The following is a 23,723-nucleotide window of genomic DNA, read 5'->3' as shown; positions in this document are numbered from 1 at the left end:
TCTCCCTTCCCTTCTATTCCGACAACCATGAACGTAAAAGTTTCGCAAATTCGTCCGGCTTTTCTTTTGCCATTTTTTCTAGTTGTTTACGACGAGCTGAACTTTCTGACTCTTTTTCATTGTTTATATCAGGCACTTGGAATTGAACGGTTTCCTCTTCTGTAACCATTACTTCTTCCTCTTCCTCTTTTCCACTACGTTTGAATAGTAGGAACAATAACAAGAGGATGACAGCTAAAAGGATTCCAGCAGCGATATATACCCATGTTGGAATAGCAGATTCAGTTGATTCTTCCATTTCCACTTTTCCATTGAACTCTTGAACGGAAACAACGATTTTCTCATCAATGTTAGCTAGTTCAGGGTCTTCCCCTAACATATTTTTATCAATGGTTGTACGGACAATCGTACTTAATATTTGTCTAATATCATCAATCGTATTTTCCTGCATTGATAACGGATCATCAGCGACAGGTGGCTCGACCATAACTTGGATGCCTAAATCTCTTACTTTATAAGGACTTTCTACAATTTCAGATCTGATTCTATTAACTTCATTATTAATTCTTTCTTCCATTCTTTCATAGTCACCACTGCCAGTTCCTCCTCCGGCTACATAAGCGGGAATATCTGCTTCTCCAGTCCCCGGAACTCCACCTGCAACATCTTCACTACCTGTATAACTCTCAGTAATTCGTTCAACGCTTACTGCGATCCCTTCCATATTTTCAGGATCAACTGGTGTTACGGTATTCTCTTCTCTTGCTTCCTGAGTGAAATCAATGTCAGTGGTTACGGAAACTATTACTTTGTTGTAGCCCATCATCATTCCTAACATCTGCTGGACTTGTCTTTGGATGTCTCTTTCAATTTCCTTCTTCAGCTCTAGTTGCGTGGTTGCATTAAAGGTATTTCCGGAATTTTGGTTATTTTTCAAATCAAAATACTCAAAGTTTTGGTTCATTATGACGATATTATCTGTAGCTAAGTTAGGAATACTCTTTGATACAAGATGATACAACGCATTAACATGATTCTGGTCAAACTGATACCCAGGATCGTTTTCTATGACGATGGAAGCTGATGCCTCTTGTGTCGATTCTCTTACAAACACCCCTTCTTCAGGAAGACTGAGCATGACCTGAGCATCTTTCACACCTTCAATACTTTTAACCAGATTTGCAAGTTCTGTTTGCATGGCATCCAGTTTCATTATTCGGAACTCATTATCTGTCATTCCAAATCCTGATCTTTCTCCAAAAAAACCATAATCGATGCTTCCACTTTTCGGAAGGCCCTCTGCAGCCAATTCCACTTTCAATGAATCTACCGATTGTTGAGGAACCAAGATAGCGGTACCGTTATTTGTAATCTGTGATTGGATCCCTCTTCCATCTAACACTTCCTTAATTTGACCTGTTTCTTGTACGGTCAAATCTTTGTATAGAGGAGCCATGTCTGTCTTGGTTAGAAAGTACACCATCGCAGCTATTGCAAAAATAGATACGATCACTGTACTGAGCATTGCTGTCTTTTGAGCTTTCGTTCTATTAGTCCAAAAGGAAAAAGTTTTTGTCTTTATGTCTTGTAATCTCTCTTTCATTACGTCAATTCCCCCGGTTATTATCTTGCAGCAAAGTTATGCAGTAAATAACCGCATTTTTTCTATCTGTAAGATCACAGTCACGCTTGAGTGACAAAAGTTATTTATGTATCAAGTGGAGCGGATTTACTTAACCCTTTACCTATTAGGCTAGACTTGCATTCTCATAATTTCCTGATATGCTTCGACGCCTTTGTTTCTCACTTCCATCGTAAGCGACATGGCTACACTTGCTTTTTGCTGAGCAATCAGTACGTCATGAAGCTCTACTCCCTCATTATTGACTAACTTAGTAGTAATTTGATTTGATGCAACTTGTGCATTGTTCACTTCGTTCAGAGCATCTTTTAAATAGGTGGAAAATTGTTGATGCACATCCCCACTTGTTTTCTGAACACTATTTAGATTCTGAAACATCTGATTAGAATTAGCTATTTTAGTAATCATCTATATGACCTCCACTTATTTACCAAGCTCTAGCGTTTTCATCATAATACCTTTTGAAGCATTAAATACTGTCACATTCGCTTCATACGACCTAGATGCACTCATAAGGTCGACCATTTCTTTTAAAGGATCGACATTCGGCAGCTGAACATATCCATCTTCATTTGCGTCCGGGTGCTCTGGGTCGAACATTAACCGGAAAGGAGCATCATCTTCTTTGATCCTTGTTACCTTCACTCCACTTCCAAAACCATTTCCAGAGGCTTTTTGTAAATAGGATTGGAAACTGTTTTCCTTTGGAGCGGTTTCTACCAGCTTCCTTCTGTACGGTTCCCACTGCCCGTTACGGTATTCCCCGCGGGTTGAGTCGACGTTTGCCATATTTGATGATATAACATCCATTCTGAGCCTCTGTGCGGTAAGGGCTGAGCTCGAGATGTTCATGCTTTTAAACATGGACATTATGCTCTCCCTCCTTTAATGACGTTTTGAAGGGATTGGAACTTCCCGCTCATTTGATCAATCAATGTGTAATAATATATTTGATTTTCAGCCAAATCTGACATTTCTTTATCTATGTCGACATTATTGCCATTATGTGAGTAGGAATAAGATGTGTTATCCATTTTAAAAGCTTTATTCGAGCTTCCGGAAAATTCTCTATGTCTGTTATCTGTTTTATTGGCTTCAAGTGCCCTTTGGTAAGTCTCACCAAATGTTGGCTTTATTTCTTTTCGTTTAAAGTTTGGTGTATCAACGTTTGCGATATTATGCGAAATTGCTTTATGTTTTGCACCTGAATACTGTATACCTTTTTCCAATGCTTGGATTGATGTCGAAAAAATCTTCATTAGTACCCCCATAAATATATCTTTTGTTACGAATTATATATTTTTGTCGAAATATGTATGCTTTTATTGTAAATTAAGGTAACCGATATGTCTATGTGTCAATTGTTAAAAAAAATCGTCAATTTGACTCATTTTCTTGTTTGGGCACAAAGACCTATTACTATTTTAGGATAAGAAAGTCTCTAACAACATAAATAAAAAGGGTCTGACTCTTCTGCGTTTTGCAGATAAGAGTCAGACCCATTTTTATATTTATCATTAATGTGATTTTAGTTTAGAAAGCTCCATTAGGAACTTGTCGTTAAGCACTTTAATGTAAGTACCTTTCATACCCAGGGAACGGGATTCGATAACACCGGCACTTTCTAATTTTCTTAGTGCGTTAACAATTACAGAACGAGTGATTCCCACTCTGTCGGCAATTTTACTTGCAACAAGAAGACCTTCTTTTCCATCAAGCTCTTCGAAGATATGCTCGATCGCTTCAAGCTCACTGTAAGAAAGGGAGCTGATTGCCATTTGAACAACAGCCTTGCTTCTTGCTTCTTCTTCAATTTCTTCTGCTTTTTCACGAAGAATCTCCATACCTACAACTGTCGCACCGTACTCAGCCAAGATTAAATCATCATCAGAGAATGGCTCTTGAAGACGAGCAAGAATCAGTGTTCCAAGACGCTCTCCCCCACCGATAATAGGAACGATTGTCGTTAAACCTGATTTGAACAATTCCTTGTTCTCAACAGGGAAAGCTGTATATTCACTATCCACATCCAGGTTAGAGGATGTTTCAGAGATATTGAACAGGTTCTTTGTATATTCTTCAGGGAATTGACGATCTTCAAGCATTTTGATCATACGCTCGTTTTCAATCTGTTGGTTGATGGAATAGCCTAACAGCTTTCCACGGCGGGATAATACGAAAACATTTGCTTCAATAACATTGCAAAGTGTTTCCGACATTTCCTTAAAGTTAACTGGTTTTCCTGCTGCTCTTTGCAGCATGGCATTGATTGTTCTTGTTTTTTGTAATAATGGCATTTTTATTTCCTCCTAAAAATCTACTTCTATAAGATAAATTGGCTTAAATCTTTATTTTTTACGATATTACCTAGTTTTTCGTCCACATATTTTGGTGTGATGACGATTTTCTCTAAATTGATATCAGGTGCTTCAAATGACAGGTCCTCCAACAGCTTTTCTAGAATAGTGTGAAGACGTCGAGCACCGATATTATCGGTATCCTGGTTCACCTGAAACGCTACTTCAGCTAGTTTACGAATAGCATCGTCAGAAAATTCGACTTTTATACCTTCCGTTTCCAATAATGCCGTATATTGTTTAAGTAATGCATTATCTGGTTCCACTAAAATTCTTACAAAGTCATCTATTGAAAGTTTGGTCAATTCCACACGAATCGGAAAACGACCTTGCAATTCCGGTATGAGATCAGACGGCTTGGCGATATGGAAGGCACCTGCCGAAATGAATAGAACGTGATCTGTCTTTACTTGGCCGTATTTTGTTACGACCGTTGATCCTTCCACGATAGGGAGTATATCACGCTGAACTCCTTCACGGGATACATCTGCAGAAGAACCGCTGTTCTTTTTAGCGATTTTATCGATTTCATCTATGAAGATGATTCCATTTTGTTCTGCCCGATTTACAGCTTCTTGTGTCACTTCATCCATATCAATCAGTTTTTGCGCTTCTTCATGTGCAAGTACTGGTCTTGCCTCACGGACAGTCAGCTTTCTTTTCTTTTTTTTCTTTGGCATAAGATTGCTTAGGGCATCTTGCATGTTCATGCCCATTTGTTCCATACCCGAGCCTTGCAACATGTCAAACATGGACCCTTGCTGTTCTTCCACTTCCACCGTTACATAACGGTCTTCGAGTTCTCCCAAGGCAAGTTGATGGGCCATTCTTCTTCTTTGTTCTTTGATAGATACTTCTTCTTGCTTTTCCTGCTCATCCGTGTCATTGGAGTTAGCATTTCCTCCAAAAAACATTTCAAGCGGATTTTTATAGGACGCGTTTTTTTGCTTGCCGGGAACAAGAAGTTCCACCAAGCGTTTGTTTGCATTTTCCAAGGCTTTTTCTTTCACACTCGCCATCTTTTCTTCTTTTACAAGACGGACGGATGTTTCCACCAAATCACGTACCATCGATTCAACATCACGGCCTACATAGCCAACTTCTGTAAACTTCGTTGCTTCTACTTTGATAAATGGTGCACCTACAAGTTTGGCAATTCTGCGGGCTATTTCAGTTTTTCCGACACCAGTCGGACCGATCATCAGGATGTTTTTAGGGACTACTTCATCACGAAGACTGCCTTTGAGGAGACTTCTTCTATATCTGTTTCTCAGTGCAACCGCAACAGCCTTTTTCGCATTTGTTTGACCTACAATATATTGATCGAGCATATCTACTATTTGCCTAGGGGTCAATTTTGTACTCATGTCCACAACCGCCTTTTCTATAGTTCTTCTACAATGATATTGTCATTAGTGTACACGCAAATTTCTCCTGCAGTTTCCAAGGAGGCCTTTGCTATCTCACGTGCTGTCATATGCTCACCGGCATATCGTTTTAAAGCACGGCCTGCAGAAAGTGCATAGTTCCCGCCTGAACCAATCGCAAGTATTCCGTCATCAGGTTCAATGACTTCACCCGTTCCGGAAACTAACAACATGCTCGACTCATCCATTACAATCAACATGGCTTCCAACTTTCTCAACACTTTATCGCTACGCCATTCTTTGGCAAGCTCAACTGCTGAGCGTTGGATATTGCCGTTATATTCCTCAAGCTTTGCCTCAAACATCTCGAACAAGGTAAATGCATCTGCCACAGATCCGGCAAAACCTGCAAGGATCCTTCCGTTAAAAAGCTTGCGCACTTTTCGTGCTGTATGCTTCATGACAACTGCGTTTCCAAAGGTAACCTGACCGTCACCAGACATTGCGCATTGTCCTTTATGTTGGACTGCAAATATCGTGGTAGCATGAAATGATGACATGAAAAGATCCTCCATTCGTTCCTCATGCACGAGGATGAAATTGATTATACGTCTTTTGTAAATGTTCTTTTGTCACATGTGTATAGATTTGGGTGGATGATAAACTGGCATGTCCGAGCAATTCTTGCACAACACGAAGGTCTGCTCCTTCATTTAACATATGCGTGGCAAAAGTATGCCTGAGCATATGTGGACTAATATGTAAGGTTGAACATGCCTGTTGTACCATGTCATTAAGTATTAGCCTTACACCGCGTGGGGTTAGAGCACCTCCACGGAAATTAAGAAAAAGATGCTTGGTGGAATTAGGTGTTTTTTGCTTTTCAAGCAGTGACTTGCGGCCGTCTTCCAAATAGGTCTTTATTGCATCTTGTGCAAAACTTCCAAACGGGATATAACGCTGTTTATTCCCTTTTCCAGTGACAAGGATGGTACCGACTTGAAAGTCAATATCTTGTATTTGAATGTGACAACATTCACTAATTCGGATGCCAGTTGCATAGAGCAATTCCAAAATGGCTTGATTCCTCTGACCTAATGGTGTTTCCAGATCTGATACAGCAAACAACTTATCAAGCTCTTCACTGTAGAGGAACTGTGGAAGTCGCTTTTCCTGTTTTGGCAAGGAAACACTGGTAAAAGGGTTTTGCTCCACTTTTTCCTCCCGCAGTAGAAACTTATAGAAGCTGCGTAAGCTTGATGTTTTTCTTGCAACCGATTTTCGTGCGTATTTCTTTTGATGCAGCCTGGTTAAATACATACGTGCTTCTGTATGAGTGACTTCATTAATGCTTGAAATGGCTTCCTCTTTCATAAAATCAAAAAAATCTTCAATATCCTTCTGATAAAATACAATAGTATATTTTGAGTAATTTTTTTCAATTTGTAAATATTCTAGAAAAGAAATTAATGGAACGTTAACATTTTGCATATTTATCACCTCACAAGGGCTACTAAATATTATCACAATTTAGTAGCCCTTGCAATTAATTTGATTAATTTTTTACAAAATTCTGAATTGTTTCCAGCGCTCTCCTAGCATGCGCTTCATTACGCTCTTGTTTATTTTTAATCTTTTTCGGAAGCTCTGGGAATAGCCCAAAGTTTGCATTCATCGGTTGGAAGTTTTTCGCGTTTGTAGAAGTAATATAATGTGCCATACTTCCAATCGCGGTTTCTTTAGGGAACACCAACGGTTCCTCTCCAAGAACGAGGCGTGCTGCATTCATCCCGGCTATTAGCCCTGACGCTGCAGATTCCACATAACCTTCCACCCCTGTCATTTGACCGGCAAAGAAAAGATCATCTCTTTCTTTGAATTGATAGGTTGGTTTCAACAGGTTAGGAGAATTGATAAAGGTATTGCGGTGCATGACACCATATCGTACGATCTCTGCATTTTCCAAACCAGGAATTAGTCGGATCACTTCTTTTTGCGGGCCCCATTTTAAATGTGTCTGAAAACCAACAATATTATACAAAGTGCCTGCCGCATCATCCTGACGAAGTTGCACGACTGCATAAGGGCGTTTGTCTGTTTTAGGATCCTCTAAGCCAACCGGCTTTAAAGGTCCAAAAAGCATCGTTTTCTTACCGCGGTTTGCCATGACTTCGATCGGCATACACCCTTCAAAGAAAATCTCCTTTTCAAATTCCTTTAATGGAACGGTTTCCGCTTCCACCAAAGCATCATAGAAACGGTTGAACTGCTCTTCAGTCATCGGGCAATTCAAGTAGGCGGCTTCCCCTTTATCATAACGCGATTTTAGATAAACAATATCCATGTTGATGCTGTCTTTTTCAATGATTGGAGCTGCAGCATCGTAGAAGTATAGATACTCTTCGCCTGTTAAGGAGCGAAGCTGGTCTGAAAGGGCTTTGGACGTTAGCGGTCCAGTTGAAATGATAGTCGGTCCTTCCGGGATCTGTTCCATTTCTTCATTAAATACGGTCACATTAGGATGTTCTTTTACTCTTTCCGTAACTTTAGCCGCAAATTCATGTCTGTCCACTGCAAGAGCACCACCCGCAGGAACCGCACAGTCATCTGCTGAACGGATAATGACGGAGTCAAGCATTCTCATCTCTTCTTTTAGCACTCCAACTGCATTTGTCAAGTTGTTCGCGCGTAAGGAATTGGAGCAAACAAGCTCTGCGAATTTATCTGTATGATGGGCAGGAGTTTGTTTGACTGGGCGCATTTCATATAGATGCACTTGAATCCCTCTATTTGCAAGCTGCCATGCTGCTTCACTGCCGGCAAGGCCCGCTCCAATTACATTAACTACCGTGTTTATCATAACTGATACCTCCAAAAACGTTGTAAAATTATTGCTGCATTCACTATTTTTTTTACAAAGGAAAAAGGGCTGACCCAACCACTCAAGTGTCAGTCCCCTCTTTACTTTAAGCTTATCCTTGTGGTTCTTCTTTATAATCGCACTCTACGCACTGAACCTGTACACCTTTTTTAAGCTTTTTCTCGACCAGTAAAGATTCACACTTTGGACATTTTCTGGCAATAGGCTTATCCCATGATAGGAATTCACAGGTAGGGTATTGGTCACAGCCATAGAAAATTCGTTTCTTTTTACTTTTTCTTTCCACAATATTCCCTTTTTCACATTTAGGACATGGGACCCCGATATCTTTTACGATAGGTTTTGTATTGCGGCAGTCAGGGAAATTGGAGCACGCCATGAACTTTCCGTATCTTCCCATCTTAAAGACCATTTCGTGACCACAAAGTTCACAATCCTCACCTGCGGGCTCATCTTTAATTTCAATTTCTTGCATTTCCGCTTCCGCTTTTTCTAAACGCTTGGCAAATTCATGATAAAAACCGTCAATGATATTGACCCAATTTACTTTTCCATCTTCCACATTATCCAAGTTCGTTTCAAGATCCGCAGTAAACTCGACATTAATGATCTCCGGGAAGAATTCCAGTATCAATTGGATGACAATCTGTCCAAGCTCAGTAGGAACAAAACGTTTATTATCAAGCGCTACATACCCCCTTTTCTGGATAGTATCCAATGTAGGTGCATATGTTGACGGTCTACCTATTCCCAACTCTTCAAGGGTACGTACCAGTCTTGCCTCTGTGTACCTTGGTGGAGGTTGTGTGAAATGTTGCTTTTGATCGATATCTTTGGAGAAGACGGTATCACCTTTCTCTAAAGGAGGCAACAGGTTCTCTTTTTCTTCCTGTTGATCGTCATTACCTTCCACATATACTTTCATGAAGCCTGCGAACTTGACTGTGGATCCTGTCGCACGGAATTGAACATCATTTTGCGTTAAGTCCACACTGACCGTATCCAAAATGGCAGGTGCCATTTGACTTGCAACAAAACGCTCCCAAATCAATTTATACAAACGGAATTGATCTCGTGATAAATACTCTTTAATCGACTGAGGGTCCTTCATGGTAGAAGTTGGACGAATCGCTTCATGGGCATCCTGTGCATTGCTCTTTTTTGTTTCTTTTCTTTCTTCAGTAGAAACAAATTGTTTGCCATATGTCTTTTCAATATATTCCACCGCTTCTTTTTTTGCGGTTTCTGAAATACGGGTTGAATCCGTACGCATATAGGTGATAAGACCGACCGTACCTTCTTTTCCAAGCTCAATGCCCTCATAGAGCTGCTGTGCCATCATCATCGTTTTCTTTGCACGGAAGTTAAGTTTACGCGCAGCTTCCTGTTGCAAGGAAGATGTGATGAAAGGAAGGGCTGGATTACGTTTACGTTCCTTTTTGGTTACACTCTTAATTTCAAAAGAGTTGCCCTCAAGTCTTCCAAGAACCTCATTGACATCCGCTTCAGATTTAAGCTCTGTCTTCTTTCCGTCTACGCCATAGAAGCTTGCTTCAAATTCTTTTGATTTACTTGTCAGGAAGCTGCTTTTTATGGACCAGTACTCTTCCGGTTCAAAAGCATTTATCTCTTGCTCTCGTTCAATGACTAACCGTACAGCAACAGATTGAACGCGACCTGCACTTAATCCCTTTTTCACTTTCTTCCATAATAAAGGGCTAATATTGTAGCCCACAAGTCGATCTAAGATCCTTCTTGCCTGTTGAGCGTCCACTACATCAAGGTTGATAGGTCTTGGATGTTTGAATGATTCCTTAATTGCATCTTTTGTTATTTCATTAAAAACAACCCGACAATCAGATGTGATATCAATATCGAGACTGTGAGCAAGATGCCATGCGATCGCTTCCCCTTCGCGATCCGGGTCAGCCGCGAGAAAAATTTTCTTCGCTTTTTTAGCAGCTGTTTTTAATTCCTTCAGGACGGGACCTTTCCCTCTGATAGTAATATATTTAGGCTCAAATTCATGGTCGACATTAACACCCATTTGACTTTTAGGTAAGTCTCTAACATGCCCCATGGAGGCTTTCACTTTATATTTTTTTCCTAAATATCGTTCAATTGTCTTCGCTTTTGCTGGTGATTCCACAATCACTAAATAATCTGCCATTCAATAATCCTCCTCAAGAGGGTAAATTCTCAGAAAAAACATTAAGATGATGAGTTTTCTCAAAGTTTTTAGCTTCTATTTTCATTTTTGTTTTGTCTATTATTATAAATCTTCACCATTATCAAATATTATGTAACCGTTTGTCAAACAGGGCTTTTCAATAATTTATGTAATTTCCTAGTTTTACCTTCATTAAACATCCCGGTTATCCTTATGTATTATATGTAGACACAGAATCTTCTTTATATACTTGCCTCTGCAAACTTTTCTCATTAGAATAGTCTATCTTATAAAGGGAAAAGGGTACAATTTTTAATATCATTGTACCCTATAATAATATAGACATATATTGATTTGTAAAGTGAAAAACGAAAATTCTCTCAAAAATAGTTAATTTTTTGTCACTTAATTGTAATCTCTTTTACTATTTTTTTATTTTTACCATTTCACGGCTACTCAATTCTTCTAATATATCATGATGACTGCTCACAAGTTTTGCTCCCTGTTGGATAAGCGCATTTGTTCCTTTAGAGGTTTCAGAAAGTATGGAACCTGGAACAGCAAACACCTCTCTTCCTTGATCCATCGCTTGATCTGCAGTAATGAGGGACCCGCTTTTCTCTTTCGCTTCAATAATGATTACTCCTTCACTTAAACCGCTGATAATACGATTTCTCTGTGGGAAACTCCATCTTGTTGGGGGTGTGTAAGGAGGATATTCTGAGAGGAGAAGATGGTGAGAGGCAATTTCCTCGGCAAAAGATTGGTGTTCTTTTGGATAGATATGAAATAAACCACTTCCTAAAACAGCGATAGTGTTTCCTCCCCTTTCCATTGCTAATTGATGAGCAGAAATGTCCACCCCTTTTGCCAATCCGCTAACAATTGTAAATTCTTCTTTTAGTAGCGGAGGAATCAACTTATTTAAAGCGTGATTACCATAAGAAGACATCAATCTGGCACCGACTATTCCAAGCATCCTGGTATTGAACAGTTCCCGATTCCCTTTTGCATATAGGACAACTGGGGGGTCGTATATTTCTTTTAGTAAGGCAGGATAACCTTTATCCCAAATGGTTAATGGTTCTATGCTTTGCTCTTTATAAATAGAGAGAAGCTGGGAGACATTATTGTGGCGGATATGGTGATAAATGGACTGTGCTTGCTTTTGAGTAGTGGTGAAATAGGAAGCAATATCAGAAGGGTTCATGGTGTATAGACGTTCAAGCGTGGGATCTTTCATTAGTAGGTTTTGGAGTGTCTTTAAGGTGAGACCTGGACAATGATGCAGTGTTATCAATCTTCTTTTTTCCATTTGCATATACGCAATACACCTCTTTCATTAGAAACGGAAACGGGGATAGCCTGACTCGACTATCCCTTTTCCGATATTAATATTAGTGAGTTTTACATTTATCGTAAATGCCTTGCTCTTTAATAACTTTGATAAGCGTTTCACCCATAACAGATGGAGTATCAGCAACTTCAATGCCACACTCATTCATCACACGGATCTTCTCATCTGCAGTACCTTTACCGCCGGAGATGATTGCTCCTGCGTGACCCATACGCTTACCAGGAGGTGCAGTACGGCCGCCGATGAAGCCGACAACAGGTTTAGTCATGTTCTCTTTTACCCAAAGAGCAGCTTCTTCTTCAGCTGTTCCGCCGATTTCACCGATCATGATAACTGCATACGTATCTTCATCTTCATTGAATGCTTTTAATACATCAATGAAATCAGTTCCGTTAACCGGGTCTCCACCGATACCTACTGCTGTAGATTGACCGATGCCTTCTTGAGATAATTGGTGAACCGCTTCGTACGTTAATGTACCAGAACGGGAAACAACTCCAACATGGCCTTTTGTGTGGATATAGCCAGGCATGATTCCGATCTTGCACTCACCAGGAGTGATAACGCCAGGGCAGTTAGGACCAACAAGACGAGTCTTTTTCCCTTCCATATAACGCTTCACTTTTACCATATCAAGTACAGGAATATGCTCTGTAATACAAATAGCCAAGTCAAGCTCTGCATCTACCGCTTCCATGATTGCATCTGCAGCAAATGGAGCCGGTACATAGATGACAGATGCATTTGCACCAGTAGCCTTGACAGCTTCTTCTACTGTATTGAATACAGGTACACCTTCAACTTCAGTGCCGCCTTTACCTGGTGTAACACCACCAACGATTTGTGTGCCATACTCAAGCATTTGCTTTGTATGGAACAACGCTGTGGAACCAGTAATACCTTGTACGATTACTTTTGTATCTTTATTAATAAATACACTCATGAATGTCCCCTGCCTTTCTTATCCTACTTGCGCTACGATTTTTTGTGCACCATCAGCCATGGATTCTGCTGCTACGATGTTTAAGCCAGATTCACGTAAGATTTGTTTACCTAAGTCTACGTTTGTACCTTCCAAACGCACTACTAGAGGAACTTCAAGTCCTACTTGTTTCGCTGCTTCCACAACACCTGTAGCGATGATGTCACACTTCATGATTCCACCGAAAATGTTAACGAAAATTCCTTTTACATTATCATCAGAAAGGATAATCTTGAAAGCTTCAGTTACTTTCTCAGCAGTTGCTCCGCCCCCAACGTCCAGGAAGTTAGCAGGGTCTCCACCATAATGTTTGATAATATCCATAGTCGCCATAGCAAGGCCGGCACCATTTACCATACATCCGATATTTCCATCAAGTGAAATGTAGCTTAGATCGTATTTGGAAGCTTCGATTTCTTTTGCATCTTCTTCTTCCAAATCACGGTATTCTAAAATGTCCTTGTGGCGGTATAGTGCATTGGAGTCGAAGTTAAGCTTTGCATCCAATGCCATAACCTTCGCGTCACCCGTCACCACAAGTGGATTGATTTCTGCGATGGAGCAGTCTTTCTCCACGAAAGCTGTATAAAGGCTCATCATGAATTTAACCGCTTGTCCAACCAACTCTTTTGGAATGTTGATGTTGAATGCAATGCGACGAGCTTGGAAACCTGTTAATCCTACAACAGGATCAACCACTTCTTTGAAGATTTTTTCTGGCGTTTGCTCTGCCACTTCTTCAATTTCTGTTCCGCCTTCTTCAGATGCCATTAGTACAACTCGGGAAGTTGCACGGTCTAATACAAGTCCGATATAGTACTCTTTCTTGATGTCGCATCCCTCTTCGATAAGTAAGCGTTTTACTTCCTTACCTTCTGGACCTGTTTGATGAGTTATTAACGTTTTGCCTAGGATTTCACCCGCATATTCACGAACTTCATCCAAGTTTTTGGCAACTTTCACTCCGCCCGCTTTACCGCGGCCACCAGCGTGAATTTGCGCCTTCACTACACAAACTTCTGTTCCCAGTTCTTTTGCAGCTTCTACTGCTTCTTCAACAGTGAACGCTACACGGCCATTTGGAACAGCCACCCCGTATTTTCTGAGGATCTCTTTTCCTTGATATTCATGGATATTCATTTCCCATCCTCCAATCTTATGTATAACAGAACATTATTTAAAAATAGACTGCGCTTTCATTTTATTAAATGCGCCATCAAATGTCTACCTTTCTGCAAAAATATTATACTATTTTCAAAAAATTAATAGATTGACATCCTATTTTGTCGATAAAAAGAAGCCAATTCGCAATAAGGTGTGTAATTTGACAGATTATTCAATCTATTTTCATTATGTTAAAAAACCTTCACGTGGTGTTTTTCACATTCTTTTTCTCTTCTTTATGAAGGTTGTACACATAGGCCAAGACTTCGGCTACCACTTCATATAACTCTTCAGGTATTGTTTCATTTAATTCTAATTCCATCAGGATTTCCAATAATGCCTGATCCTCCTGTATGGGGATATTATGCTTTTTGGCTTCCTCAAGAATGTTTTCAGCGATGAGTCCAGTACCCTTTGCCTGTACAACAGGTGCAACACTTTTATTTTGTTCATACTTTATGGCAACTGCTTTTTTTCTTTTTATGATGTCTTTAGTCATATTCGGATGTCCACCCCTTCCTGTGGCGGCGCCAATATGGCCTTTAGATAATCCAAAGGCATCCCAGGAGTTGTTTTTAGTTCCTTGCATTCTGTTTTCACATTGCTTAATGTATAGCCTGTATCAGCAAGCTTCCGCTTAAGAAGAAGTGCGCTTTTTTGCACCCGTGATTCTAGTGCAGGATAAGAATGTTGGAAGGAAATGCTGATCACTTTCTTTTGAACGAGTACGTCCACCATTACGGAAGAAAATAAAGGTAGATCTAGCAATAGAACGACACGGCAATATTCGGGATCAAGTTCCTCGTTCTTTTTTTTGGAGCTTATATGCACATACCATTCTTTTGATTCATTCTCCATGTTAACAGGAATCGGTAAAAAAACATGATGCAGGTTGCCTTCTTCTCTTGTTAATAGTTGAAAACTCGTTAATTTGGAAATGAGCTGACCGATGGAAGCTTTCTCTTCAGGAGTTGTTGCCTGGTTCATATAATTCAAGAGTAATGGCTTCAGCTGTTCTAACTTGGCCTCTGATAAAGGCTGGCCCTGTCGAATAAAGTTGCTTAGGTCATGTTCGAAATTCAATCCAAGTAAGGGAAGTATTTGTTTAATAAAATGCAATGCCTCTGTTTTGGTGTTAAGAGTTTGTGGAAGTTGCATGTTTCGAATGACATCTATGAGTTTTTCCTGAACTGGTGTTGGAAGATTTGCTTTCTCAAGATAAGTTTCCACTTTGGCAAGATTTTGTAGAGTCGTTTCCTTATCCGAAAAACTGGTGACCATCATTTGAAGCTTCTCAGGTAGGTTAGAAAGTCCATTTCGCTGCACTAATACTTTAACCAGTTCCATAGCTTTATCTTTTTGTAATGGGGAAAGGCTGTCTATTGCCTCTGTTACTTCTTTTAAAGAGGTTGAAGGCACCTTACCCCCTATTTGGGTTACAAGTGCCTGAGTGCTTTCCTGCGCTGTTTGTGAAGCGGCAGGAAAAGGTGTCGTTTGGTTTTGGGCTTTTCCGATTCCAGCACCTAACTGTGAAATGTTCATAGCTAACTCCTTTTAGTCAACCATTTCCTTTACTGGTGAGAATGATCGACGATGTTCTCGGGTCACCCCTACTTCTTCTAAAGCGATTAGATGCTCTCGGGTTCCATATCCCATATTTTTGTCAAAGCCGTACTGTGGAAATTCACCAGCAAGGTTCTTCATATATGCATCCCTTGTCTCTTTAGCCAACACGGATGCTGCTGCGATGGAAATACTAGTGGCATCCCCCTTTATGATGGATGTTTGTGCTATATCTACATCTAGTTTCATCGCATCAATCAGGAGATGATCAGGTGTGAGGGAAAGGTTTTTCACAGCTTCCATCATGGCAAGCTTGGTTGCTTCGTATATATTTACCTTATCTATATCGCTCGGCATGACTATTCCTATTCCGTAACTAAGGGCATTCTTTTTTATATAATCATAAAAGAGCTCACGTTTTTGCGGGCTGAGTTTTTTTGAGTCTGTAAGTCCGTACAACTGAAAATCTTCGGGCAAAATCACCGCAGCTGCAACGACCGGTCCGGCCAAAGGACCCCGACCAACTTCATCTATTCCGGCAATATACCGGGACCCCTTCTCCCAATGAGCACGTTCATATTTTTGCATTTCTATAAACTGATCTATAAGCTTCTGTTTCTCCTGTTGCCGCTTTTCCCATCTACTTAAAAGCACCTGTACACCTTTCCGTTCATCACTCTTTATAGACAGGAGGAAAGGATCTTGCTCATTTTCTGTTTCGGCTAATATTTGTTCTATTTCTTTTATCGACAACTTTGCCACATTTTCCACTCCATTTTTCCAAAAGAAAAAGGCTGCACGGATGACAGCCTTTTTCTAGAGTTTTTCTGGTCTTTCTAAACTGATTTTCCCAAGCTTCTCTGATCGTATTTCACGAATAACCAATTCCGCAGTCTTATCATAATCGATATGTCCACCGCTCATTTTACAGCCGCGTTTAGAGCCTATTGCATCAAAAAGTTCGACAATATCCTCTGGTATTTCCTCAAGACCGTAACGCTCCTTCAATCTTTCAGGGTAAGCGTCGGTTAAAAATCTTAAAGCAAATACTGCAATATCCTGCAGATTGATAATGGTATCTTTAATAGCACCAGTGGTAGCTAAGCGGTAGCCGACCTCCTGATCCTCAAATTTCGGCCAGAGAATTCCAGGCGTATCAAGCAGTTCTAATTCTTTGCCGACTTTTACCCATTGCTGAGCCTTTGTAACACCAGGCCTGTCTCCTGTTTGAGCGATATTCTTCTTCGCCAGCCTGTTAATCAGCGTTGATTTTCCAACATTGGGAATACCAACAATCAACGCTCTGATTGCTCTTGGTCTGATTCCGCGGGATTGCATTTTATCAAACTTCTCTTTTAACAGCTCTTTTGATAATGTTGCAATCTGTTGAATTCCTTTGCCAGTTTGAGAGTCGATGGCAATGGCTTTTGTCGATGAACCTGGAAGATTGAAATAGTCGAGCCATTCACGTGTTATCTTGGCATCTGCCATATCTGCTTTGTTAAGCAGGATGATTCTTGGCTTATTGGAAATGATTTCGTCGATCATTGGGTTTCGTGATGAAACGGGGATTCGCGCATCTACCAATTCATAGACGATATCAATCAATTTAAGTTTTTCTGTTACTTGTCTGCGGGCTTTCGCCATATGCCCGGGAAACCACTGTATTGTCATGAGAATTGCCTCCTGAAGTCCTTGCAAAAAACTATTTTATTTTACCATCCTTAAGTCTGATAGCGGCCAGTAGACGATATTGGTTTTGCCTAATACTTCTTCTTGCGGCACTGTTCCGATATGACGGCCATCCTTACTGAATCTGCGGTTATCTCCCATTACAAATAGATGACCTTTTGGCACTTTTTTAAGGCCTGTCTTTTCTTCCAATGTGAAATCTTCCGTTAATGGTCCATCAGGATACTGAGCCTTATAGCTGTCCAAATACGGCTCTTCATATGCTACTCCGTTGATATACAGGACATCATCCCGATATTCCACTTCGTCGCCAGGCAAGCCGATGACACGCTTGATATAGTCCTTGTCTTCTGTTGCATGAAACACCACGATGTCAAATCGTTCCGGTTCCCCAATTTGATATCCAATCTTGTTGACAATCATCCTATCCTGATTATGCAGAGTGGGCATCATGGAATCACCATCTACCACAATCGGTGCAAAAAAGAAATAACGTATTGCTGCTGCAAGAATTACTGCGATAGCTAAGGCCTTTACCCATTCCCAAAGCTCATTTTTAGAACGTGCCATATCTGTTCCTCCGCCGTTTTCATTATGTTCTCTTATATAAATGAGAATTTATATGTAATTCTACTTCAATTATATACCTTGTTTTTGTTTATACAAAACTATAGATATTGCGCAGCCATTTTTTTAGTAAAAAAAGAGAGCTTGTCTCCAAGCTCCCCCTTTGATTATCGAATCTCTTTGATACGCGCTTTTTTACCACGTAATGCACGTAGGTAGTAAAGTTTCGCACGACGTACTTTACCACGACGAACTACATCAATTCCCTCAATTTTAGGGGAGTGTAGTGGGAATGCACGCTCAACTCCAACACCGTAAGAGATCTTACGAACTGTGAAAGTTTCGCTGATTCCGCCGCCACGACGTTTGATTACTACTCCTTCATACACCTGAATACGCTCACGCGTTCCCTCTACAACCTTAACGTTAACACGTACAGTGTCACCAGGACGGAAAGAAGGAAGATCAGTTTTCAACTGCTCTTGAGTAATATCTTGGATTAATTTTTGCATAGTTTTCTGCTCCTTTTCCACAGATGCTCATACCATACTTATTTGATGCAGCGGAACATCGTTTTTAGACATAGCGATAGCTAAGTCACAAAGAGTATAATAGCATATTAGAAAAATAAAATCAATACGCCTTATCCTCTTTTTTAATTTCATTAAGCCATACTTGCTGCTGATCTGTTAATGGATAGTCATCAAACAAGTCAGGTCTTCTGTTCCAAGTTCTTCTGATAGACTCTTTTGTCCGCCATTCTTCAATATGTGCATGATTTCCTGAGAGAAGTACATCCGGCACTTTCATACCGCGGAAATCAGCCGGCCTTGTATAATGGGGGTGTTCAAGCATCCCGGTACTGAAACTGTCCTGTTCATGGGAAGCAGCTTTTCCTAATACATCCGGAAGTAACCGGACCACACTGTCTACAATGACCATTGAAGCAAGTTCCCCGCCAGTAAGAACATAGTCGCCAATGGAAATCTCATCTGTAACAACATGTTCTCTAATTCGTTCGTCATAACCTTCATAATGACCGCAAATGAAGATCAGGTGCTCTTCTTGCGCCAGTTCTTCTGCTTTTTTTTGCGTGTACCGCTCTCCTTGTGGACACATCAGAATAACTCTCGGCTTTTTGACAGTTTGGTTAGCCTCTGCAAGAGATGATACGGCATCAAAGATCGGCTGGGCCTTGAGCACCATTCCAGCTCCGCCTCCATAAGGATAGTCATCGACTGTCTTATGTTTGTTGTCCGCAAATTCTCTGAAATCGGTCACACTGTATTGAACGGCACCTTTCTCCGCAGCTTTGTTCAGTATGGAAGCTCCGAGGACACCTGTAAACATTTCAGGAAAAATGGAAAGAATGTCAATCTTCATATTAAAACAGCCCTTCTAATGGCTCTATGATGATTGTCTTCTCTTTCACATCCACTTTCTTTACTACTTGATCAATATAAGGGATTAAGATGTCCTTCCCTTTCTTTGCCTTAATCACCCAAACATCGTTTGCTCCCGGTGTCAGTACTTCCTTAACCGTACCTATCTCCTCCATCGTTTCCTGGAGGATGACCTTGCAGCCAACGATTTCGTGGAAGTAATATTCCCCTTCTTCCAGTTCGCCTAGTTGATCTTCAGGAACCTTAACAATCGCACCTTTGAACTTTTCCACTTCGTTTACATTATGGAACCCTTCAAATGTGAGAAGGTCGAAGGATTTATGTACCCTTCTGGATGCTACCTTAACTTCTACAGGTTCCTTTTCGTTTGGCAAGAATAAGTAGAGTAGATTTCCCTTTTTATAACGCTCATCAGGAAAATCCGTCCTGGAAACAACACGCACCTCACCTTTTATCCCGTGGGTATTAACAAGTTTCCCTACGTTGAACCATTTTGACATTTCATGCACCTCCACGCGCAGCACTTAACTGTTTTATGTATCATAGCGTACCCTTTAAAGGGAACACTTAAATCTTTTTGTTAATTGTTATTATCATTCTTCAACCATAAGAAAAGGGGAAGCCCTAAAGCCTCCCCCTACTCCATAATCTCTAATTGCACTCGTTTATTCTCGTGAGAAGCAGCAGCGAACAAAACTGTTCGGATTGCTTTTGCAATTCTCCCCTGCTTGCCAATCACTTTCCCTAAATCATCTTGATGTACAGTAAGTTGATACGTAAGAACATTACCTGTTTCTTTTTCCGTAACCACTACATTTTCTGGATGATCTACCAACGACGTCACAATTGTTTGGATTAGTTTTGTCATTTTGCCTCTTACTTACCTAATTTGGCATTGTGGAATTTTTCCATAATACCTTCGTTAGAGAAAAGGTTACGAACTGTATCAGAAGGCTTCGCGCCATCTTGTAACCATTTAAGAGCTAGTTCTTCATTGATTTTTACTTCAGCTGGTTGAATTACAGGGTTGTAAGTTCCAACTGTTTCAATGAAACGTCCATCACGAGGAGAACGAGAATCTGCTACTACAATACGATAGAATGGGGATTTTTTAGAACCCATACGTTTTAAACGAATTTTTACTGCCATTTAATATAGCACCTCCGAAAATATTTCACACAAGATAGTATGATAACAAGTAGTTACTTGTTTGTAAAGTGTTTTTTCTTGTCACTTTATTTATTAAGAGAAAAAATGCTGTGGATGCTTACATGAAAGGAAATTTGAAGCCGCCTTTTTTGCCTTTTCCTTTTTGCATGCTTGTCATCTGTTTCATCATTTTCTTCATCTCTTCAAATTGTTTAAGTAGACGGTTTACTTCCTGAATAGGTCGTCCGCTACCTTTTGCTATCCGCTTTTTGCGGCTTGCATTGATCAGATCTGGATTATCTTTCTCCGCTTTGGTCATGGATTGAATGATTGCCTCAACGTGACCAATCTGCTTTTCATCCACCTGGACATTTTTTAAGCCTTTCATCTTGTTGGCTCCAGGTATCATTCCCAGGATTTCATCAAGAGGACCCATGTTTCTCACTTGGCCAAGCTGTTCCAGGAAATCATCAAACGTAAAGTTCATCGTACGCAGCTTCTGTTCAAGCTCCTTGGCTTTCTCTTCGTCCACATTCGACTGTGCTTTCTCAATAAGTGTCAGCACATCTCCCATACCTAAAATACGAGAGGCCATACGTTCAGGGTGAAAAGGCTCGATGGCATCCAATTTTTCTCCCATACCAATATACTTGATCGGGGTATTGGTTACCGCCTTTACGGATAATGCAGCTCCACCTCGAGTATCTCCATCAAGTTTTGTTAAGACAACGCCAGTCAAGCCAAGCTGTTCATTGAAGCTTTGCGCTACATTTACAGCGTCTTGTCCTGTCATTGCATCCACAACAAGGAAGATCTCATCCGGATTGGAAATTTCTTTAACCTGCTTTAATTCGTCCATTAATGTTTCATCCACATGCAGACGTCCTGCGGTATCGATCAGCACATAATCATGGTGCTCATCTTTCGCCTTTTGGATGGCCTGCTTTGCGATTTCAACGGGACTTACCTGATCTCCTAATGAGAAAACAGGCATGCTGAGTTGTTTTCCAAGTGTTTCAAGCTGTTTAATAGCTGCCGGTCGGTAAATATCCGCTGCAACTAGAAGCGGCTTTCTATTGTGCTTTTTGCGCAATAGGTTTGCAAGCTTTCCGGTTGTCGTCGTTTTACCAGCACCTTGTAGCCCTACCATCATGATGACGGTCGGCGGTCGGCTGCTCACAGCGATTTTACTTTGCTCTCCGCCCATAAGTGCGGTGAGTTCTTCTTTTACCACTTTAATTACTTGCTGACCGGGTGTAAGACTTTTCATGACTTCTTGTCCAACTGCACGTTCATTCACGCGTTTTACAAAGTCTTTCACTACTTTGAAGTTAACATCCGCTTCCAGTAGAGCCAGTCGAACTTCACGCATCATTTCTTTAACGTCTTGTTCGCTTACTTTTCCTTTTCCACGGATCTTCTGTATCGTATTTTGCAAACGGTCGGCTAAACCTTCAAATGCCATGTATGCCGCCCCCTAATCTAATTTCTCAAGCGACTCGATCAGCGCTAAAAGAGACTTGCCGTTTAACGGAGCTTCCGCTTTTTCGACTTCATCCTTCATCTGCTGCAAAAGCGACTGCCGCTCTTGAAACTTTTGAAATAACAAAAGCTTTTCTTCATATTGCTCAAGCATCTGTTCTGTACGTTTTATGTTATCATACACTGCTTGACGACTTATGTTATATTCCTCTGCTATCTCACCAAGGGAGTGATCATCTAAGTAATACAAAGACATATAGCTTCGTTGCTTTGGTGTTAACAACGACTGATAGAAATCATAAAGATAGTTCATTCTCGTTGTTTTTTCAAGCATCCTCTTCACTCTCCCTTGTTAAGTGAAATGCCTTTACAATAGCTTAGTTTACAGGTTGAGATGTGGAATGTCAAGTTTTTTTCTTGACCTGATAAAAAAGCGAGGATATGAAAAATAAGGTAAAAAACCTTAGGTTCTTTTATACTTTTAAACTTCAGTTGGTTGGTTGACCTCCGCTGTTCCTTTCCGCAAATGGCTTCGCTTTCCGCGGGACGGTGCTGGAGCCTCCTCACTTCGTAGTGGGGTCTCAAGCTACCGTTACTCCCCCGCTGGAGTCTCCGCCATTTGCTCCAATCCACAGCTAGAAATTAAGTTAAGAAACATTGATGCTCTTTCTGATAACTCTATTAGATAGTTTTTCATTAACCTTAGTTAAGCGAAGTCTCTTGTTGATTGGAGTGGAAGGCGCGCAGACGCCCGCAGGAGGAAGGGACAGGTGAGACCCCGGAAGGCGAAGCATGAGGAGGCTCACGGACACGCACCGCCCGCAGGCAAGCGAAGCGCCTGGAACGGAAATCAACAGTTTCACATACTTTCTTAACTATTAAAAAAAGCCGCCCTTTAAGATAGAGGGGCGACCAAAGGTAATATCGTTTTTTAGCTTTCTTGTGCTTCTTCTTTTTCCATCATATCTGCAAATAATCCGTACACATATTGCTCGGCATTAAATTCCTGTAAGTCTTCTGCTTTTTCTCCTAAACCAACAAACTTGACCGGAATCTTCATTTCATTTCGGATAGCCAAAACGATTCCGCCTTTTGCGGTGCCGTCAAGCTTTGTCAAAACGATTCCCGTGACATTCGTTGCTTCAGAAAAGATCTTCGCCTGGCTTAATGCATTCTGGCCAGTCGTTGCATCTAATACAAGCAGGACTTCATGCGGTGCACCTGGAACCTCACGCTCAATGACACGCTTCACCTTTTCAAGTTCCTTCATTAAATTAACCTTGTTTTGAAGTCGACCAGCTGTATCACAAAGAAGTACGTCAACTTTACGAGCTTTAGCTGATTGAAGGGCATCATACATAACAGCTGCAGGATCTGAACCCGCTGATTGCTTGATCACATCCACTCCTACACGCTCGCCCCATACTTCAAGCTGCTCGATAGCACCGGCACGGAATGTATCTCCTGCTGCAAGAAGAACACTCTTCCCCTCTTGCTTCAATTTCTTAGCTATTTTTCCTATAGAAGTTGTTTTCCCTACTCCGTTTACACCCACAACCAGAACAACCGTTAAGCCGTCTTGTTGAAAATTGATGGTCGGGGACACGTCATCTCCGGATTGATAGATCTCCACTAACTTTTCAGAAATGACACTTTGAACCTCGCGCGGATCTTGGATGTTGCGTCGTTTTACTTCCATTCTAAGCTCGTCAATCAATTCCATCACGGTGTTAACGCCAACATCCGCCCCGATTAAGATTTCCTCCAATTCTTCGAAGAAATCTTCATCGACTTTGCGATAGCGAGCGACAAGATCATTAACTTTGCCAGAGAAGGAATCACGAGTTTTCGTTAATCCTTCTCTGAATTTTTCCGTTACGGAATCTGTTTGGGTGGTAAGCTTTTCTTTTAATTTTTTAAAGAAACTCATTTTCTCATTCTCTTCCT

Annotated in this window: 26 protein-coding genes; all 26 read right to left on the bottom strand. The window is 40.8% G+C overall.

Features of this window, described 5'->3' with window-relative positions:
• Nucleotides 1-13 precede the first annotated feature (13 nt).
• Nucleotides 14-1,603 carry a flagellar basal-body MS-ring/collar protein FliF gene (gene fliF / locus K7887_RS09615; RefSeq protein WP_223493321.1) on the bottom strand — a complete coding sequence of 530 codons (1,590 nt, stop codon included), beginning with the start codon at nucleotides 1,601-1,603 and terminating at the stop codon, nucleotides 14-16.
• A 150-nt stretch (nucleotides 1,604-1,753) separates the two neighbouring features.
• Nucleotides 1,754-2,020, bottom strand: coding sequence for a flagellar hook-basal body complex protein FliE (fliE, locus tag K7887_RS09610; RefSeq protein ID WP_392396809.1), 267 nt, complete (start codon nucleotides 2,018-2,020; stop codon nucleotides 1,754-1,756).
• A gap of 45 nt (nucleotides 2,021-2,065) precedes the next feature.
• Nucleotides 2,066-2,512 carry a flagellar basal body rod protein FlgC gene (gene flgC / locus K7887_RS09605; RefSeq protein WP_223493320.1) on the bottom strand — a complete coding sequence of 149 codons (447 nt, stop codon included), beginning with the start codon at nucleotides 2,510-2,512 and terminating at the stop codon, nucleotides 2,066-2,068.
• Nucleotides 2,512-2,901, bottom strand: a complete 390-nt coding sequence (flgB, locus tag K7887_RS09600) for a flagellar basal body rod protein FlgB (protein ID WP_223493319.1) — start codon at nucleotides 2,899-2,901, stop codon at nucleotides 2,512-2,514. The genes flgC and flgB overlap by 1 nt, the downstream gene beginning before the upstream one ends.
• Nucleotides 2,902-3,159: 258 nt before the next feature.
• Nucleotides 3,160-3,939 carry a GTP-sensing pleiotropic transcriptional regulator CodY gene (gene codY, locus K7887_RS09595; RefSeq protein ID WP_223493318.1) on the bottom strand — a complete coding sequence of 260 codons (780 nt, stop codon included), beginning with the start codon at nucleotides 3,937-3,939 and terminating at the stop codon, nucleotides 3,160-3,162.
• A gap of 26 nt (nucleotides 3,940-3,965) precedes the next feature.
• Nucleotides 3,966-5,366: an ATP-dependent protease ATPase subunit HslU gene (hslU, locus tag K7887_RS09590; protein WP_223493317.1), complete on the bottom strand. Its 1,401-nt coding sequence runs from the start codon at nucleotides 5,364-5,366 to the stop codon at nucleotides 3,966-3,968.
• A 17-nt stretch (nucleotides 5,367-5,383) separates the two neighbouring features.
• Nucleotides 5,384-5,926: an ATP-dependent protease subunit HslV gene (gene hslV / locus K7887_RS09585; RefSeq protein ID WP_010193398.1), complete on the bottom strand. Its 543-nt coding sequence runs from the start codon at nucleotides 5,924-5,926 to the stop codon at nucleotides 5,384-5,386.
• 22 nt (nucleotides 5,927-5,948) lie between these two features.
• On the bottom strand, nucleotides 5,949-6,857 hold the full coding sequence (gene xerC, locus K7887_RS09580; RefSeq protein WP_223493316.1) for a tyrosine recombinase XerC: 909 nt from the start codon (nucleotides 6,855-6,857) through the stop codon (nucleotides 5,949-5,951).
• A gap of 64 nt (nucleotides 6,858-6,921) precedes the next feature.
• Complete coding sequence (trmFO, locus tag K7887_RS09575; RefSeq protein WP_223493620.1) at nucleotides 6,922-8,223, bottom strand: FADH(2)-oxidizing methylenetetrahydrofolate--tRNA-(uracil(54)-C(5))-methyltransferase TrmFO; 1,302 nt, start codon at nucleotides 8,221-8,223, stop codon at nucleotides 6,922-6,924.
• A gap of 115 nt (nucleotides 8,224-8,338) precedes the next feature.
• Nucleotides 8,339-10,417: a type I DNA topoisomerase gene (topA, locus tag K7887_RS09570; protein ID WP_223493315.1), complete on the bottom strand. Its 2,079-nt coding sequence runs from the start codon at nucleotides 10,415-10,417 to the stop codon at nucleotides 8,339-8,341.
• A gap of 424 nt (nucleotides 10,418-10,841) precedes the next feature.
• Complete coding sequence (gene dprA / locus K7887_RS09565; RefSeq protein WP_223493314.1) at nucleotides 10,842-11,738, bottom strand: DNA-processing protein DprA; 897 nt, start codon at nucleotides 11,736-11,738, stop codon at nucleotides 10,842-10,844.
• 76 nt (nucleotides 11,739-11,814) lie between these two features.
• Nucleotides 11,815-12,717, bottom strand: a complete 903-nt coding sequence (gene sucD / locus K7887_RS09560) for a succinate--CoA ligase subunit alpha (RefSeq protein WP_148978855.1) — start codon at nucleotides 12,715-12,717, stop codon at nucleotides 11,815-11,817.
• A gap of 18 nt (nucleotides 12,718-12,735) precedes the next feature.
• Nucleotides 12,736-13,896 carry an ADP-forming succinate--CoA ligase subunit beta gene (gene sucC / locus K7887_RS09555; protein ID WP_010193405.1) on the bottom strand — a complete coding sequence of 387 codons (1,161 nt, stop codon included), beginning with the start codon at nucleotides 13,894-13,896 and terminating at the stop codon, nucleotides 12,736-12,738.
• A 226-nt stretch (nucleotides 13,897-14,122) separates the two neighbouring features.
• The gene (locus K7887_RS09550) at nucleotides 14,123-14,419 is read right to left on the bottom strand and encodes an EscU/YscU/HrcU family type III secretion system export apparatus switch protein (RefSeq protein ID WP_223493313.1); all 297 of its coding nucleotides are present in this window, start codon (nucleotides 14,417-14,419) and stop codon (nucleotides 14,123-14,125) included.
• Nucleotides 14,416-15,462 carry a hypothetical protein gene (locus K7887_RS09545; protein WP_223493312.1) on the bottom strand — a complete coding sequence of 349 codons (1,047 nt, stop codon included), beginning with the start codon at nucleotides 15,460-15,462 and terminating at the stop codon, nucleotides 14,416-14,418. The genes K7887_RS09550 and K7887_RS09545 overlap by 4 nt, the downstream gene beginning before the upstream one ends.
• Nucleotides 15,463-15,474: 12 nt before the next feature.
• Nucleotides 15,475-16,245 carry a ribonuclease HII gene (locus K7887_RS09540; protein WP_223493311.1) on the bottom strand — a complete coding sequence of 257 codons (771 nt, stop codon included), beginning with the start codon at nucleotides 16,243-16,245 and terminating at the stop codon, nucleotides 15,475-15,477.
• Between the two features lie 54 nt (nucleotides 16,246-16,299).
• Complete coding sequence (gene ylqF, locus K7887_RS09535) at nucleotides 16,300-17,157, bottom strand: ribosome biogenesis GTPase YlqF (RefSeq protein ID WP_223493310.1); 858 nt, start codon at nucleotides 17,155-17,157, stop codon at nucleotides 16,300-16,302.
• Between the two features lie 36 nt (nucleotides 17,158-17,193).
• Nucleotides 17,194-17,745 (bottom strand): signal peptidase I, encoded by a 552-nt coding sequence (lepB, locus tag K7887_RS09530; RefSeq protein WP_223493309.1) that lies wholly within the window; start codon nucleotides 17,743-17,745, stop codon nucleotides 17,194-17,196.
• 164 nt (nucleotides 17,746-17,909) lie between these two features.
• Nucleotides 17,910-18,254, bottom strand: coding sequence for a 50S ribosomal protein L19 (gene rplS / locus K7887_RS09525; protein WP_010193413.1), 345 nt, complete (start codon nucleotides 18,252-18,254; stop codon nucleotides 17,910-17,912).
• 121 nt (nucleotides 18,255-18,375) lie between these two features.
• Nucleotides 18,376-19,125, bottom strand: a complete 750-nt coding sequence (trmD, locus tag K7887_RS09520) for a tRNA (guanosine(37)-N1)-methyltransferase TrmD (RefSeq protein WP_223493308.1) — start codon at nucleotides 19,123-19,125, stop codon at nucleotides 18,376-18,378.
• A gap of 1 nt (nucleotide 19,126) precedes the next feature.
• Entirely contained in the window at nucleotides 19,127-19,645 is a 519-nt protein-coding gene (rimM, locus tag K7887_RS09515; protein ID WP_148986533.1) for a ribosome maturation factor RimM, read from the bottom strand.
• 137 nt (nucleotides 19,646-19,782) lie between these two features.
• A complete protein-coding gene (locus K7887_RS09510; RefSeq protein ID WP_223493307.1) occupies nucleotides 19,783-20,013 on the bottom strand; it encodes a KH domain-containing protein in 231 nt (76 codons plus the stop codon).
• 8 nt (nucleotides 20,014-20,021) lie between these two features.
• Nucleotides 20,022-20,294, bottom strand: a complete 273-nt coding sequence (gene rpsP / locus K7887_RS09505; RefSeq protein ID WP_223493306.1) for a 30S ribosomal protein S16 — start codon at nucleotides 20,292-20,294, stop codon at nucleotides 20,022-20,024.
• 118 nt (nucleotides 20,295-20,412) lie between these two features.
• The gene (gene ffh, locus K7887_RS09500) at nucleotides 20,413-21,759 is read right to left on the bottom strand and encodes a signal recognition particle protein (RefSeq protein WP_168863809.1); all 1,347 of its coding nucleotides are present in this window, start codon (nucleotides 21,757-21,759) and stop codon (nucleotides 20,413-20,415) included.
• 12 nt (nucleotides 21,760-21,771) lie between these two features.
• Nucleotides 21,772-22,110, bottom strand: coding sequence for a putative DNA-binding protein (locus tag K7887_RS09495; RefSeq protein WP_223493305.1), 339 nt, complete (start codon nucleotides 22,108-22,110; stop codon nucleotides 21,772-21,774).
• A gap of 597 nt (nucleotides 22,111-22,707) precedes the next feature.
• Nucleotides 22,708-23,706, bottom strand: a complete 999-nt coding sequence (gene ftsY, locus K7887_RS09490; RefSeq protein WP_223493304.1) for a signal recognition particle-docking protein FtsY — start codon at nucleotides 23,704-23,706, stop codon at nucleotides 22,708-22,710.
• Nucleotides 23,707-23,723: the final 17 nt, after the last annotated feature.

Source organism: Sutcliffiella horikoshii (assembly GCF_019931755.1).
Taxonomy (GTDB): Bacteria; Bacillota; Bacilli; order Bacillales; family Bacillaceae_I; genus Sutcliffiella_A; species Sutcliffiella_A horikoshii_E.
This window is presented reverse-complemented; position numbering and strand designations above follow the sequence as displayed.

Excerpts from the sequence above, each read along its gene's own strand:
- K7887_RS09495 (WP_223493305.1), bottom strand. The coding sequence starts at position 22,110 with ATGCTTGAAAAAACAACGAGAATGAACTATCTTTATGATTTCTATCAG.
- K7887_RS09510 (WP_223493307.1), bottom strand. The coding sequence starts at position 20,013 with ATGACAAAACTAATCCAAACAATTGTGACGTCGTTGGTAGATCATCCA.
- fliE (WP_392396809.1), bottom strand. The coding sequence starts at position 2,020 with ATGTTTCAGAATCTAAATAGTGTTCAGAAAACAAGTGGGGATGTGCAT.
- xerC (WP_223493316.1), bottom strand. The coding sequence starts at position 6,857 with ATGCAAAATGTTAACGTTCCATTAATTTCTTTTCTAGAATATTTACAA.
- fliF (WP_223493321.1), bottom strand. The coding sequence starts at position 1,603 with ATGAAAGAGAGATTACAAGACATAAAGACAAAAACTTTTTCCTTTTGG.
- trmD (WP_223493308.1), bottom strand. The coding sequence starts at position 19,125 with ATGAAGATTGACATTCTTTCCATTTTTCCTGAAATGTTTACAGGTGTC.
- flgB (WP_223493319.1), bottom strand. The coding sequence starts at position 2,901 with ATGAAGATTTTTTCGACATCAATCCAAGCATTGGAAAAAGGTATACAG.
- ffh (WP_168863809.1), bottom strand. The coding sequence starts at position 21,759 with ATGGCATTTGAAGGTTTAGCCGACCGTTTGCAAAATACGATACAGAAG.
- sucC (WP_010193405.1), bottom strand. The coding sequence starts at position 13,896 with ATGAATATCCATGAATATCAAGGAAAAGAGATCCTCAGAAAATACGGG.
- hslU (WP_223493317.1), bottom strand. The coding sequence starts at position 5,366 with ATGAGTACAAAATTGACCCCTAGGCAAATAGTAGATATGCTCGATCAA.
- sucD (WP_148978855.1), bottom strand. The coding sequence starts at position 12,717 with ATGAGTGTATTTATTAATAAAGATACAAAAGTAATCGTACAAGGTATT.
- topA (WP_223493315.1), bottom strand. The coding sequence starts at position 10,417 with ATGGCAGATTATTTAGTGATTGTGGAATCACCAGCAAAAGCGAAGACA.
- K7887_RS09550 (WP_223493313.1), bottom strand. The coding sequence starts at position 14,419 with ATGACTAAAGACATCATAAAAAGAAAAAAAGCAGTTGCCATAAAGTAT.
- codY (WP_223493318.1), bottom strand. The coding sequence starts at position 3,939 with ATGCCATTATTACAAAAAACAAGAACAATCAATGCCATGCTGCAAAGA.
- hslV (WP_010193398.1), bottom strand. The coding sequence starts at position 5,926 with ATGTCATCATTTCATGCTACCACGATATTTGCAGTCCAACATAAAGGA.
- lepB (WP_223493309.1), bottom strand. The coding sequence starts at position 17,745 with ATGGCACGTTCTAAAAATGAGCTTTGGGAATGGGTAAAGGCCTTAGCT.
- rplS (WP_010193413.1), bottom strand. The coding sequence starts at position 18,254 with ATGCAAAAATTAATCCAAGATATTACTCAAGAGCAGTTGAAAACTGAT.
- dprA (WP_223493314.1), bottom strand. The coding sequence starts at position 11,738 with ATGCAAATGGAAAAAAGAAGATTGATAACACTGCATCATTGTCCAGGT.
- ftsY (WP_223493304.1), bottom strand. The coding sequence starts at position 23,706 with ATGAGTTTCTTTAAAAAATTAAAAGAAAAGCTTACCACCCAAACAGAT.
- rimM (WP_148986533.1), bottom strand. The coding sequence starts at position 19,645 with ATGTCAAAATGGTTCAACGTAGGGAAACTTGTTAATACCCACGGGATA.
- flgC (WP_223493320.1), bottom strand. The coding sequence starts at position 2,512 with ATGTCCATGTTTAAAAGCATGAACATCTCGAGCTCAGCCCTTACCGCA.
- rpsP (WP_223493306.1), bottom strand. The coding sequence starts at position 20,294 with ATGGCAGTAAAAATTCGTTTAAAACGTATGGGTTCTAAAAAATCCCCA.
- K7887_RS09545 (WP_223493312.1), bottom strand. The coding sequence starts at position 15,462 with ATGAACATTTCACAGTTAGGTGCTGGAATCGGAAAAGCCCAAAACCAA.
- ylqF (WP_223493310.1), bottom strand. The coding sequence starts at position 17,157 with ATGACAATACAGTGGTTTCCCGGGCATATGGCGAAAGCCCGCAGACAA.